This is a genomic window from Caballeronia sp. EK (genome assembly GCF_014384845.1).
Lineage (GTDB): Bacteria > Pseudomonadota > Gammaproteobacteria > Burkholderiales > Burkholderiaceae > Caballeronia > Caballeronia jiangsuensis.
Genome location: NZ_JACSUE010000008.1, coordinates 67564 through 81247 on the forward strand (window position 1 = coordinate 67564; position 13684 = coordinate 81247).

The following is a 13684-nucleotide window of genomic DNA, read 5'->3' on the forward strand; positions in this document are numbered from 1 at the left end:
CCCATGCATGCGCCGGGCGGCGCAAGACGCAGCAGGACTGCATCTGTAACGTCGCATCTTTCAGCGCCAGCAGGCATTCGCCACAGAAGCGCCTTTCAGTGCACCTAAACGCACCTCAACGCACCCAAGCGCCGGCGCATCTTCCAGGAGTCGAGTCGTGACTGCCTCCATCACCGCGGACAAGAAGCCGCAAAATCCGCCCCGTCGCGTCTCACCGACGGCGGCGCTCGCCGATCGCCTGATTCCGAAGCTGGTGCTCGCTCCCAGCGTCGTGATCGCGCTCGTTTTCGTCTACGGCTTCATCGCCATCACCGGGTATCTGTCACTCTCCGAATCGCGGCTCATGCCGCGCTACGATTTCGCGGGCTTGGACCGCTATCGACAGCTCTTCGCCAACGACGTCTGGTGGACTTCCGCCGCCAATCTCGGCTGGTTCGGCATTCCTTTCATTGCGATTTGCGTGTTCCTCGGCCTTTTCCTTGCGATCCTTCTCGACCAGAAGATCCGCAACGAAGGCGCATTGCGCGCGATCTTCCTCTACCCGATGGCGCTCTCGTTCATCGTGACGGGCACCGCCTGGCAGTGGATTCTGAACCCGGGCCTCGGTCTGGAGAAAGTGTTCCACGACTGGGGCTGGACGAGCTTCTCGTTCAACTGGCTGGGCGACCCGGACAAGGCGATTTTTTGCGTCGTGATCGCGGCCGTCTGGCAATCGACAGGCTTCGTGATGGCGCTGTTTCTCGCCGGCCTGCGCGGCGTCGATAGTGAAATCTTCAAGGCGGCGCAGATGGACGGCGCGGGATTGCCGACCATCTATCGCAAGATCGTGATTCCGAGCATGCGGCCGGTGTTCTTCTCCGTGCTGCTGATTCTCTGCCACATCACGATCAAGACCTTCGACCTCGTCGTCGCGTTGACGGCGGGCGGGCCGGGCACGTCGTCGTCGTTGCCGGCGATCTTCATGTACACGTTCTCGTTCAACCGTGGCCAGCTCGGCGTGGGCGCCGCGTCGTCGATGATGATGCTCGCCACGGTCGTCGCGGTGCTTGTGCCGCTCATGTATCTCGAATCGAGGAGCACTCGCAATGCAGCCTAAGATGACCCTGAGCCGCGCCGTCATCTACGCGGTGCTCATACTTTTCGCGCTTTACTTCCTGTTCCCGATCTACGTGATGCTGTCGACGTCCTTCAAGGATCTCGACCAGCTTCGCACGGGCAACCTGCTCACGCCGCCCACGCACTTCACCTTCGATCCGTGGATCAAGGCGTGGTCGGGCGCGTGTACCGGCGTGCGTTGCGACGGCATGGAGCCGTTCTTCATGAACTCCGTGCGCATGGTGATTCCGGCCGTGCTGATCTCGTCGTTCATCGGCGCGTTCAATGGCTATGTGCTCACGCACTGGCGCTTTCGCGGCGCGGACGGCCTGTTCACGATGCTGCTCGTCGGCTGCTTCATCCCCTTCCAGGCGATTCTTCTTCCGATGGCGCGCCTGCAGGGTTTTCTCGGCCTGTCGAACACGACGACCGGCCTCGTGCTGGTTCACGTGATCTACGGCATCGCGTTCACGACGATGTTCTTCCGCAACTTCTACGTGAGCATTCCGGCCGAGCTCGTGAAGGCGGCGCGCATCGACGGCGCGGGCTTCTTCACGATCTTCACGAAGATCCTGCTGCCGGTGTCGCTGCCGATCTTCATGGTGTGCCTGATCTGGCAGTTCACGCAGATCTGGAACGACTTCCTGTTCGGTATCGTGTTTTCGGGCGTGGATTCCATGCCGATCACGGTCGCGCTGAACAACCTCGTGAACACGTCGACGGGCGTGAAGGAATACAACGTCGACATGGCGGGCGCGATCATCGCCGCATTGCCGACGATTCTCGTCTACATGATCGCGGGACGTTATTTCGTGCGCGGGCTGACGGCCGGCGCGGTGAAGGGTTAATCGACTTCGTTCGATAGAGATATAGAGGATTCACATGGCAAGCCTTTCCATCCGTGACGTGTACAAGACCTACCCGAACGGGGTGCCGGTTCTCAAGGGCGTCAACATCGACATCGAGGACGGTCAGTTCCTGATCCTCGTCGGCGGCTCGGGCTGCGGCAAATCGACCTTGCTCAACATGATCGCGGGTCTCGAGACCGTGACGCGCGGCGACATCATGATCGACGGCAAGACGGTCAACAATCTCTCGCCGAAGGATCGCGACATCGCGATGGTGTTCCAGTCCTACGCGCTCTACCCTTCGATGAGCGTGCGCGACAACATCTCGTTCGGCCTGAACATCCGCAAGGTGCCGAAGGACGAGCAGAAGAAGATCGTCGATCGCGTCTCGGAGACGCTGCAGATCGGTCATCTGCTCGATCGCAAGCCGGGGCAGTTGTCGGGCGGTCAGCGCCAGCGCGTCGCGATGGGCCGTGCGCTCGCGCGCGACCCCGTGATGTTCCTGTTCGACGAGCCGCTTTCGAACCTCGATGCGAAGCTGCGTATCGAGATGCGCTCCGAGATCAAGCTGCTGCATCAGCGTCTGGGCACGACGATCGTCTACGTGACGCACGACCAGATCGAAGCGATGACGCTCGGCGACCGCATCGCGGTGATGAAAGACGGCATCGTGCAGCAGTTCGGCGCGCCGCAGGAAATCTACGACTCGCCATCCAACTTGTTCGTCGCGGGCTTCATCGGCGCGCCGCCGATGAATTTCATCGCTGGCAAGCTCGTCGAATCGGGCTCGGGCGTCGGCTTGCAGCTCGATACGGGCGTCGCGCAGAAGGTGTTGAATCTGCCGTTCGACGCGGGCCGCCTGCGTGGCAAGGTCGGTCAGGACGTGATCCTCGGTCTGCGCCCCGAGCGCATCACCGATTCGCGCAGCGCGCACGATGTGTCGGATGCGAGCCTGCAACCGGTCGACGTGCGCGTCGATGTGATCGAGCCGACCGGCCCAGACACGCTCGTGTTCGCGCAGGTGAACGGCAAGCGCATCGTGTCGCGCGTGCACCCGGCGTCGAATCCGCAGCCGACGTCGAACATGACGTTGCTGTTCGATGTGTCGAAGGCCGTGTTGTTCGATCCGCAGACGGAAGAGCGGCTGGCTTGAAGTTGCTGTTCGATTGATGAGACGCCACGGTTAGCCGTGGCGTTTTTTATTGCGGAATTGGATTGATCTGGATCGGCTGGGTTTTCGCCGGATCCCGTTTGCGTGTCGGTCTATTAGCACTGCCCCTGTGCGGGGCGGCAGTCACTTTCTTTGCTGCTGCAAAGAAAGTAACCAAAGAAACAGCTATCCCCAGCCTAAGCACTTCACACCGGCCGCGGCACAGGCGATTGGCCTAATGGCCCGGCTGTAGCGAGTGCCCCCACAGCAGATAAGGGCTTGGACCGCGCACGGTCCGACACATCGCACCACGCAACAGACTGGTTCAGCACCAAAGAGCTCCGGCCCGCTTCGCGGCCGATGGGTCAATCGGGTTTGCGCGTGCCTATCGTCGGTTTCCTTCGCACACCCAACGGCAGCGCGTAGCGCTGTGCCGATGCTCTTTCGTGCTGAACCAGCGCGCTGAAACGTCTCGGGCGACAGACCGTGCGCGATCCAAGCCCGGTAAGTCATTTGAGGACGACACTTAGGCGAGTGCCGCCGCGGGCTGGCAAGCATGGCCAACGTGCGTGTGACCGCGGGCTTGAACGAGCTGCTTTCTTTGCCTACTTTCTTTGCAGCAGTGTATAGACCGGGGACATAGCTGACAGATCCGCGGGGACATGGTTGACACTTTTGGGCATCTCGATGCCTGGACCCGACCATGCCTTGGAACCCGCAGGACACCATGCAACTTCGCCTTGAATTCGTGACCCTGGCCCTGCAACAAGAGATTGCTTTCAGCGAGCTGTGCCAACGCTTTGGCATCAGCCGGCAGACCGGATACAAGTGGGTCAACCGCTATCAGGCCGGGGGCCGCGAGGCGCTGAGCGATCTCTCCCGACGTCCGCACAGCAGCCCGAATCGGACCTGCGACGAACTCGAAGTGCGGGTGCTCGAGGTGCGAAGCCAGCATCCGGCCTGGAGCGCGCACAAGATCAGCCGGCGCCTGAAGGATCAAGGCCTGCAAGGCGTGCCTTCGCACAGCACGGTCAATGTCATTTTGCAACGCCATGGATGCATCGGCGAGAAGGCGTCGGAGGCGGCCACCGCCTGGACCCGTTTCGAGCGCGCCGAGCCTAACGAGCTATGGCAAATCGATTTCAAGGGCCACTTCGGCATGCTCGATCAAAGGCGCTGCCACCCGCTCACCGTGATCGACGATCATTCGCGCTTCAACCTCGTGCTGCAGGCGTGCTGCAGCCAGGACACCGAGACCGTGTACACGCACCTGCGAAACGCTTTCGCCTGTTACGGGCTGCCGCAACAGATCAACGCCGATAACGGCGCGCCGTGGGGCACGCCGAGCAAGCCTGGCGAATTGACCGAGTTGGCCATCCGATGCATTCGGCTGGGTATTCGTATGAGCCATAGCCGTCCCTATCACCCGCAGACCAACGGCAAGGACGAGCGCTTTCATCGCTCGCTCAAGGCCGAGGTGCTGAACCACCGCAGCTTCACCGGGCCCGATCAGGTGCAGGCTGAATTCGACCGCTGGCGGCAAAGCTATAACTTTGAGCGCCCGCACGCGGGCATCGGCATGGCGACGCCGATCTCGCGCTATCGGCCCAGTGCGCGGACGATGCCCAGCCGCCTGCCGCCGCTCGAATACGGACCGGATGATCAGGTCCTGCTGGTGGGCTGGAACGGCAAGGTGACGTTTGGAAAGCACCGCTTGCGCGTATCCAGCGCCCTGCACGGACTGCACATCGCGGCGCGACCGAGCAGCACGATTGCCGATGCCTACGACCTCTATTTCGCGCATCACCGACTCATGACGTTTGACCCGAACCAGCCCGATACTCGATGATCAAAGTGTCAACTATGTCCCCGACGAAAGTGTCAACCATGTCCCCGGTCTATACACAGCAGCAAAGAAAGTAGGTGCCGCCCCGCACAGGGGCAACGCCAATAGACCGACACGAAATCAGGCCATCCATAGAAGCCCGACACATCCCAGACCGCCACGATACCCCCTTCGCCCCATTGCAGGCACAATCGTCGTTTTGCATTTCAGAGTGCCCGCGCCGCATGACTCTTCTCACTTCGCATCCCGACCTCGCCTGGACCCCGTCCGACGCACCCGATCCCTTCATCGGCCTCGAAGCGCTCGACGACGCCCGCGTGCAAGCCTGGGTCGATAGCCAGAACCGCCGCACCGAAACCGCGTTCGGCAACACGCCAGAAGCGCGCACGCTCGCCGCAAGGCTTGAAAAAGCCTACACATCGCAAGACCGCATCGTGTCGTGCTCGCGCTATGGCGACTGGGCCTACAACACCTGGCAGGACGACACGCATCCGCTCGGCATCGTGCGCCGCACGCCGTGGAGCGCGTGGCTCGCAGGCGCGCCCGTGTGGGAAACGATCCTCGACGTCGACGCCCTCGACCTCAACACGAACGATAACGACGACACCCGCTGGGCGCTCGCCGACTTCGACATGCGCTACCCTGACTACGATCGCGCGCTCGTGAGCCTGTCGCCGGGCGGCTCGGACGCGTGCATGGTGCGCGAGTTCGACATCCCTTCGAAAAGCTTCGTCGCGGATGGCTTCGTGCTGCCCGATGTCGGCAAGCACGATATCTCGTGGATCGATCGCGACACGGTCTACGTCGGCTGGGACGACAGCAAGACGAACCCGCGCCCCGCCCTCACGACGTCCGGCTTTCCACGCGAGGCGCGCCGCTGGAAGCGCGGCACGCCGCTCGCGGACGCGCCCGTCGTGTTCGACGGCAACCGGCGCGATGTATCGGCGGGCGTGGACTACGATCCCATCGAAAAGCTGCATCTCGCATCGCGCGCGGTGTCGTTTTATGACACGCTCAACTATTGGCTCGACGAGACATCGAACGAATGGCGTCAATACGACCTGCCGGCGCACGCGGAAATCGAGCACTGGAACGGCTGGCTGTTCGTGACGCCGCGCAAGTTCTGGAACGCGGGCGGCCGTCGCTACGCGCCCGGCACGCTGACCGTGATCCGGCGCGACGCGTTTCTCGATGGCTCGCGTCATTTCACCGCGTTGTTCACGCCATCCGATCGGCTCGTGCTTGCCGGCATCGACTTCACGAAGCACTGGCTGATCGTCTCGCAGATGGACGACGGCACGCCGCGCGTCACGCTGCTGCGCCCGCCCGCGACGCTCGAAGGCGAGTGGCAGGCGCGCGACTTCGCGCTGCCGGAAGCGAGCCAGTCCTGGGTCGATTCGATCGACAGCGAGCGCGACGACACCGTGCTCATCCACGTCGAGCACTTTCTGACGCCGCCGTCGCTGTATCACGCGGATCTCGCGAACGACGCGCCGTGGCAACTGCTCGCGCGCCTTCCCGCACAGTTCGATGCGACCGGCCTCTCGGCCGTGCGCCGCCACGCGGTCGCGCCGGACGGCGAGCGCATTCCCTACTGGCTGATCGGACGTGATGTCGAGACGCGCACGGACGCGCGCCCTTGCCTGCTCTACGGTTACGGCGGCTTCGAAGTCGCGCTTGATCCCGGTTACGACGCGACGACCGGCATCGCGTGGCTTGAGCGCGGCGGGCTTTACGCGGTCGCGAACATTCGCGGCGGCGGCGAATTTGGTCCGGCGTGGCATCAGGCGGCCTTGCGCGAGAATCGCCAGGTTTCCTTCGACGATTTCAACGCGGTGGCCGAGGCGCTCATCGATACGGGCGTCACCACGGCCAAGCAACTGGCGATCCGCGGCGGCAGCAACGGCGGCCTGCTCACGGGCGTCTGCATGGTCCAGCGGCCCGAGCTGTTCGGCGCGGTGCTGTCCGAAGTGCCGTTGCTCGACATGGCGCGCTTTCACTTGCTGCTGCAAGGCGCATCGTGGATCGACGAATACGGCGACCCCGACGACGCCGCCGATCTGCGTCATCTGCTGGCGTACTCGCCTTATCAGAACGTGAAGGCGGATGTCGCGTATCCGCCGGTGCTTTTCACGTCATCGACGAGCGACGATCGCGTGCATCCCGGCCACGCGCGCAAGATGGCCGCGAAGATGCAGGCGCAGGGTCACGCGAACGTCTGGTATCAGGAAACCGGCGACGGCGGACACGGCGCGGGCGTCGAGCCGGAAGCGATCGCGCAGGCGGAAGCGGCCGCGTTCACGTTCCTCGCATCGACGATCGGGCCGCTCGTCTGATTCAGACCTTTACCGGCACCGCATGCGAGCGCAGCACCAGCGTGCGCCCGGCGAAGGTCAGCACGCCGCATACGCCGATCACGATGCCCATGCCGTGCGGCGACACATCGTGAAAGAGCCCGACCGCGAGACTCGCGAGCGCGCCGAGCGCGAGTTGCATCGCGCCGAACACGGCGGCGGCCGCGCCCGCGTTGCGCGGATAGCGGTGCATCAGTTCGGTCGTGCAATTGGCCGACAGCAAACCGACCACGCCGACGACGAAAAACAGCGTCGCCACGATCGACCACAAGCCGCCCCAGCCCGTCAGCGACACGAGGGCGACCGCGAGCGCGGCCGCGACGCTCACGAACGACGCGGCCGAGATCATCTTCATCGCGCCGACACGCCCGACGAACTTCGTGTTGAGCACATTCCCCGCGATGATCCCGATGATGTTCAGCCCGAACAGCAGCCCGTAGTACTGCGGCTTCACGTGGAAGTAATCGATATAGACGAACGGCGTCGCGGTGATGTACGCGAACATCGACGCGAACGCCATGCCGCCGCACATCATGTGGCCCCAGGTGACGGGATCGGTCAGCAGATGCCCATACGCGGCGAACGACTTGCCGACCGCCGCGCTCGCGCGCTTCTCTTTCGGCCAGGTTTCGGGCACGCGCAGAAAGGCGGTCACCGCGCAGGTCAGGCCGAAGAGCGTCAGCGCGACGAACACGACCCGCCAGCCGCCGAGCAGCAGCAATTGCCCGCCGATCAGCGGCGCGAGCAATGGTCCGATCGACGTGACGATGGAAAGCATCGACAGCACGCGGGCGGCGTCGCCCGGTTCGTGGGCATCGCGGGCGATGGCGCGCGCGAGCACCGACGCCGCGCCCGCACCGAGCGCCTGCAGAAAGCGCACGAGGACGAGCGCATCGATCGAAAACGCCACCGCGCAGCCGATGCTCGCGAGCGCGTACAGCGCGATGCCGCCGAGCAGGACGGGCCGGCGGCCGTAGGCATCGGACATCGGTCCGTAGAGCAGCATGCCGAACGAGAAGCCGAACATGAAGCTCGTGAGCGTGCTTTGCGCGGCGGCCGGGCTCGTGCCGAACGAGGCGGCGAGCGAAGGCAGGCTCGGCAGATACATGTCGATCGACAGCGGGCCGCACGCGGCGAGCGCGCCGAGCAACAGGATCAGCCGGCCATCGGGCCGGCGACGGGTGGTGTCGGACATGGAGTTCGCAAGACGGGGATGAGTGGATGCGACACGGCCTCGTGCCGCGCAAGCGATCGATCATTGTACGCGACGCCCCGCCGTGATCCGGCCCTGATCGCCGCGTTGCGCTAAGCTCTTCTCTCGTTTTCCTTCCCGTTTCATTGACGCGATGACCGCCTTTCTGCTGATCTGGAGCCCCAAAAAGTGGCCGTGGCCCGAGTTGCCCGACATCGCGCGGCGCGTCGCCGTGGGCGATGCCGTCGCCGATGTGTGGGGCTGCGGAACCGCGCGCGGGCTCATGCCGGGCGATCGCGTGTTCGTGCATCGCGTGTCGCAGGAGCCGAAGGGCGTGTTCGCATCGGGCTGGGTGACGCGCGCGCCTTACGAAGTGCCCGACGCCGGAAGCAAACGCGGTTATCGGCTGTGCATCGACTTCGTGTACGACTGGCTCGTCGATGCGCACGAGGAAGTCGTCGTCACGCGCGACGAATTGCGGGCGCATCCGTTCTCCGTGCAGACGTGGGACGCGCAGATGTCCGGCACGCTCATCAAGCCGATTGCCGAGGGCGCGCTGGAAAAGCTCTGGACTGCGCGAACCGGCCGGCGCTCGCAGCCTCCCGCGCCGTCCGCGCCCGCGAAACGATCGCCGTCGTCATAGGCGCGACACCGCCCGTTCGCAACGACTCCGGTACAATTTCAGCATCGATTTTTCGCGCCGGACCGCGCGTCTCGCACGCCGCGCTCGTCGCCGCTCGAGCCCGGTCCGCCCTTCGCGACTCCCGCTTCCACTTTCAGCGCAGGCCTTCATCCATGTCCAAGAATCAAGTTCTCTTCGAACGCGCCCAGCGAACCATTCCCGGCGGCGTGAACTCGCCGGTGCGCGCGTTCCGCTCGGTCGGCGGCACGCCGCGCTTCATCGAGCGCGCAGAAGGCGCGTATTTCTGGGATGCGGACGGCAAGCGCTATATCGACTACATCGGCTCGTGGGGCCCGATGATCCTCGGTCACGTCCATCCCGAAGTGCTCGACGCCGTGCAGCGCGTGCTCGCGAACGGCTTCTCCTTCGGCGCGCCGACGGAAGCCGAAATCGAGATCGCCGAGGAAATCTGCAAGCTCGTGCCGTCGATCGAACAGGTGCGCATGGTCTCCTCCGGCACCGAAGCGACGATGAGCGCGCTGCGCCTCGCGCGCGGCTTCACGAACCGCAGCCGCATCATCAAGTTCGAGGGCTGCTATCACGGGCACGCGGACAGCCTCCTCGTGAAGGCCGGTTCCGGCCTGCTGACGTTCGGCAATCCGACTTCCGCGGGCGTGCCCGCCGATATCGCAAAGCACACGACCGTGCTCGAGTACAACAACGTCGAGCAACTCGACGAGGCGTTCAGGGCGTTCGGGTCGGAGATCGCGTCGGTGATCGTCGAGCCGGTCGCGGGCAACATGAATCTCGTGCGCGCGACGCCCGAGTTCCTCAACGCGCTGCGCGAGCGCTGCAGCGAGTACGGCGCGGTGCTGATCTTCGACGAAGTGATGTGCGGTTTTCGTGTCGCGCTCGGCGGCGCGCAAGAGGTCTACGGCATCAAGCCGGACCTTACGTGTCTCGGCAAGGTCATCGGCGGCGGCATGCCGGCGGCGGCGTTCGGCGGACGCCGCGACATCATGGCCCATCTCGCGCCTTTGGGCGGCGTGTATCAGGCAGGCACGCTGTCGGGCAATCCGATCGCCGTGGCCGCGGGCCTCAAGACGCTGCAACTGATTCAGCGCCGCGGTTTCTACGACGATCTCGCGAAGCAGACGCGCAAGCTGGTCGACGGCCTGACCGCTGCCGCCCGCGATGCGAAAGTGCCCTTTTCTGCGGATTCGATCGGCGGCATGTTCGGCCTGTATTTCATGGATTCGGTGCCGGGCAGCTTCGCGCAGATCCAGCAGGGCGACACCAAGCGCTTCAACGCGTTCTTCCATGCGATGCTCGATGCGGGCGTGTACTTCGCGCCGTCGGCGTTCGAAGCGGGTTTCGTGTCGAGCGCGCACGACGACGCCGTGATCGACGCGACCATCGACGCCGCGCGCGGCGCGTTCGCGTCGCTCGCCGCCTGACGCTCGCGGGCCGCGCCGATGTTCTCGCAAACCGACTTCACGCACATGGAGCGCGCGCTCGCGCTCGCCTCGAAGGGCATGTACACGACCACGCCGAATCCGCGTGTGGGCTGCGTGCTCGTCAAGAACGGCGAAGTGATCGGCATGGGCTACACGCAGCCGGCCGGCCAGGATCACGCCGAAGTGCAGGCGCTGAAAGACGCCCGCTCTCGCGGCAAGGATCCGCGCGGCGCGACGGCGTATGTGTCGCTCGAACCGTGCAGCCATTTCGGGCGCACGCCGCCGTGCGCGCACGCGCTCATCGATGCGCGCGTCGAGAAGGTGATCGCCGCGATGGAAGACCCGAATCCGTCGGTGTCCGGTCGCGGCCTCACGATGCTGCGCGATGCGGGCATCGACGTGCGCTGCGGGTTGCTCGCGAACGAGGCGCAGGAAATGAACATCGGCTTCGTGTCGCGCATGACGCGCCGCCGTCCGTGGGTGCGCATGAAAGTCGCGGCCACGCTCGACGGCCGCACCGGGCTGCCGACGGGCGAAAGCCAGTGGATCACCGGCGAGGATGCGCGCGCCGATGGCCACGCGTGGCGCGCCCGCGCCTGCGCGATCCTGACGGGCATCGGCACGGTGCGCGAGGACAATCCGCAACTGACCGTGCGCGCGGTGGACACACCGCGCCAGCCGCAACGCGTGCTGATCGACAGCCGTCTCGACGTGCCGAAGGAAGCGCGCATTCTCGAGGGCACGCCGCCGTGGATCTTCCATGCCGCCGACGCCGATCCGGCGCGCATCGACGCGCTGCGCGAGAAAGGCGCGGACCTGATCGAGCTGTCGAACGAGCACGGCAAGGTCGATCTGCCCGCGATGCTCACCGCGCTCGCCGATCGCGGCATCAACGAGCTGCACGTGGAAGCGGGTCACAAACTGAACGGCTCGCTGCTGCGCGAGGGCTGCGTCGACGAGTTGCTGGTGTATCTCGCACCGAGCCTGCTGGGCAACGCGCCCGGCATGTTCGACTTCGCGCCGCCCGCAACGCTCGATGCGCGGCCGCATCTGAAATTTCATCGCATCGACCGGCTCGGCGACGATCTGCGCATACTCGCGCGCTTCGTCGAGTCGATCGCTGCGAGCTGATTGCACACCGATTCAAGGAACGAAGCGATGTTTACAGGAATTGTCGCGGCGGTGGGCCGCATCGAGAAAGTCACGCCGCTCGGTTCGGAGCCGGAAGCGGGCGTTCGTCTGACGGTCGCCGCGGGCGATCTCGATCTCGCCGATGTCGAACTCGGCGACAGCATCGCGATCCAGGGCGCGTGCATGACCGTGATCCAAAAGTCGGCCGATGCGTTCGATGTCGACGTGTCGCGCGAGAGTCTCGACAAGACGGTCGGGCTCGGCGATGCGGGCATCGAAGTGAATCTGGAGAAGGCATTGCGCGCGCACGACCGGCTCGGCGGGCATCTCGTCTCCGGCCACGTCGATGGACTGGGCGTCGTGTCGAAATTCGAGCCTGTCGGCGAATCGCATGAATTGCGCATCGTCGCGCCGAAGGACATCGGCAAATATCTGGCCTACAAAGGTTCCGTGACGGTGAACGGCGTGAGTCTCACCGTGAACTCCGTCAGCGACCGCGCAGACGGCTGCGAGTTTTCCATCAACCTGATTCCGCATACCGTCGAAGTCACGACGCTCAAGGCGCTCGCCAAAGACGTGAAGGTCAATCTGGAAATCGATCTGATCGCGCGCTATGTCGAACGGATGATGAGCGCGCAGTGATCTGAGCCTCTTTTGCCGGGCGCCGGGCCTGCTCATTTTGCAACGAAGCCCTCCCGCCCGGCTGCCCGCCGATTTCAGCGACTGTCCATCGGCCGTGGCGTAAAATACGCGCTTTCCCCAAACCGGACCCCGCACGGGACGTCATCATGTCGCTCGCCTCCACTCCTGAGATCATCGCTGAACTGAAAGCCGGCCGGATGGTGATCCTCGTCGACGAAGAAGACCGCGAAAATGAAGGCGATCTCGTCGTCGCCGCCGAATTCGTCACGCCCGAAGCCATCAACTTCATGGCGAAGCACGGCCGCGGCCTCATCTGCCTCACGCTCACGCAGGAGCGTTGCAGGCAATTGAATCTGCCGCTCATGACGCACCGCAACGGGACGCAGTACGGCACGGCCTTCACGGTCAGCATCGAAGCGGCCGAAGGCGTGACGACCGGCATTTCCGCCTCGGACCGGGCGAAGACGATCGCCGCGGCGGTCGCGCACGACGCGCGCGCCGAGCATATCGTCCAGCCGGGCCACGTGTTCCCGATCATGGCGCAGCCGGGCGGCGTGCTCGTGCGCGCGGGCCACACGGAAGCCGGCTGCGACCTGACCGCGCTCGCGGGCCTCACGCCGGCCGCGGTCATCTGCGAAATCATCAAGGACGACGGCGAGATGGCGCGCCTGCCGGACCTCATCGAATTCGGCCAGCAACACGGCATCAAGATCGGCACGATCGCCGATCTGATCCATTACCGCAGCCGCACCGAATCGATCATCGAGAAAGTCTGCGAGCGCACGATGCAGACCGCGCACGGCCCGTTCCGCGCGGTGCTGTATCGCGACGAGCCGACGCACTCGCCGCACATCGCGCTCGTGCGCGGCACGCCGCATCCCGACCGCGACACGCCGGTGCGCGTGCACGAGCCGCTTTCGGTGCTCGATCTGCTCGAAATCGATTCGTCGACGCACTCGTGGACCATCGACGCCGCGATGAAGGAAATCGCCGCGCGCGATCTCGGCGCGATCGTCATGCTCAATTGCGGCGACACGAAGGAGCATCTCGTCGACGTGTTCCGCGCCTTCGACCAGAAGGACAAGGCGGCCGAACTCAAGCGCCGCCCGATCGACTTCAAGACCTACGGCATCGGCGCGCAGATTCTGCGCGATATCGGCGTCGGCAAGATGGAAGTGCTCGCGACGCCGCGCAAACTCGGCAGCATGTCGGGCTACGGGCTCGAAGTGACGGGCTTCGTGCCGATGCCCGGCTGCCCCGCCACCGCCGCGCCGACGGAAACCGCCATCACCCAGTTGCGCTCGGTCTGAGACCGCCGGCCGCACAACCCTATTCCACACAATTCCA

General features: G+C 64.6%; 11 protein-coding genes. 10 read left to right on the forward strand and 1 reads right to left on the reverse strand.

What is annotated here, in order from left to right:
- Positions 1-157 precede the first annotated feature (157 nt).
- From IAG25_RS24610 to IAG25_RS24630, 5 genes are all read left to right on the forward strand, one after another.
- Positions 158-1096 (forward strand): carbohydrate ABC transporter permease, encoded by a 939-nt coding sequence (locus IAG25_RS24610; RefSeq protein WP_035506189.1) that lies wholly within the window; start codon positions 158-160, stop codon positions 1094-1096.
- Complete coding sequence (locus IAG25_RS24615) at positions 1086-1943, forward strand: carbohydrate ABC transporter permease (RefSeq protein ID WP_035506188.1); 858 nt, start codon at positions 1086-1088, stop codon at positions 1941-1943. Before IAG25_RS24610 ends, IAG25_RS24615 begins: the two co-directional genes overlap by 11 nt.
- Positions 1944-1977: 34 nt before the next feature.
- Positions 1978-3096 carry an ABC transporter ATP-binding protein gene (locus tag IAG25_RS24620; protein WP_035506187.1) on the forward strand — a complete coding sequence of 373 codons (1119 nt, stop codon included), beginning with the start codon at positions 1978-1980 and terminating at the stop codon, positions 3094-3096.
- A 700-nt stretch (positions 3097-3796) separates the two neighbouring features.
- Entirely contained in the window at positions 3797-4942 is a 1146-nt protein-coding gene (locus IAG25_RS24625; protein ID WP_187607193.1) for an IS481 family transposase, read from the forward strand.
- Between the two features lie 221 nt (positions 4943-5163).
- Complete coding sequence (locus IAG25_RS24630; RefSeq protein ID WP_187607194.1) at positions 5164-7275, forward strand: prolyl oligopeptidase family serine peptidase; 2112 nt, start codon at positions 5164-5166, stop codon at positions 7273-7275.
- Between the two features lies 1 nt (position 7276).
- Here the strand turns inward: IAG25_RS24630 and IAG25_RS24635 are convergent, their stop codons facing one another.
- Positions 7277-8488: a Bcr/CflA family multidrug efflux MFS transporter gene (locus IAG25_RS24635; protein ID WP_035505442.1), complete on the reverse strand. Its 1212-nt coding sequence runs from the start codon at positions 8486-8488 to the stop codon at positions 7277-7279.
- Positions 8489-8639: 151 nt separating this feature from the next.
- Here IAG25_RS24635 and IAG25_RS24640 point away from each other — a divergent pair, with 151 nt between their 5' ends.
- From IAG25_RS24640 to ribBA, 5 genes are all read left to right on the forward strand, one after another.
- Entirely contained in the window at positions 8640-9128 is a 489-nt protein-coding gene (locus tag IAG25_RS24640; protein WP_187607195.1) for a hypothetical protein, read from the forward strand.
- A gap of 152 nt (positions 9129-9280) precedes the next feature.
- Positions 9281-10564 (forward strand): glutamate-1-semialdehyde 2,1-aminomutase, encoded by a 1284-nt coding sequence (hemL, locus tag IAG25_RS24645; RefSeq protein WP_187607196.1) that lies wholly within the window; start codon positions 9281-9283, stop codon positions 10562-10564.
- Between the two features lie 18 nt (positions 10565-10582).
- Positions 10583-11695: a bifunctional diaminohydroxyphosphoribosylaminopyrimidine deaminase/5-amino-6-(5-phosphoribosylamino)uracil reductase RibD gene (gene ribD, locus IAG25_RS24650; RefSeq protein ID WP_187607197.1), complete on the forward strand. Its 1113-nt coding sequence runs from the start codon at positions 10583-10585 to the stop codon at positions 11693-11695.
- Positions 11696-11722: 27 nt separating this feature from the next.
- Positions 11723-12337, forward strand: coding sequence for a riboflavin synthase (locus IAG25_RS24655; RefSeq protein WP_187607198.1), 615 nt, complete (start codon positions 11723-11725; stop codon positions 12335-12337).
- A gap of 146 nt (positions 12338-12483) precedes the next feature.
- Positions 12484-13647 (forward strand): bifunctional 3,4-dihydroxy-2-butanone-4-phosphate synthase/GTP cyclohydrolase II, encoded by a 1164-nt coding sequence (ribBA, locus tag IAG25_RS24660; protein WP_187607199.1) that lies wholly within the window; start codon positions 12484-12486, stop codon positions 13645-13647.
- The last annotated feature ends 37 nt before the right edge of the window (positions 13648-13684 follow it).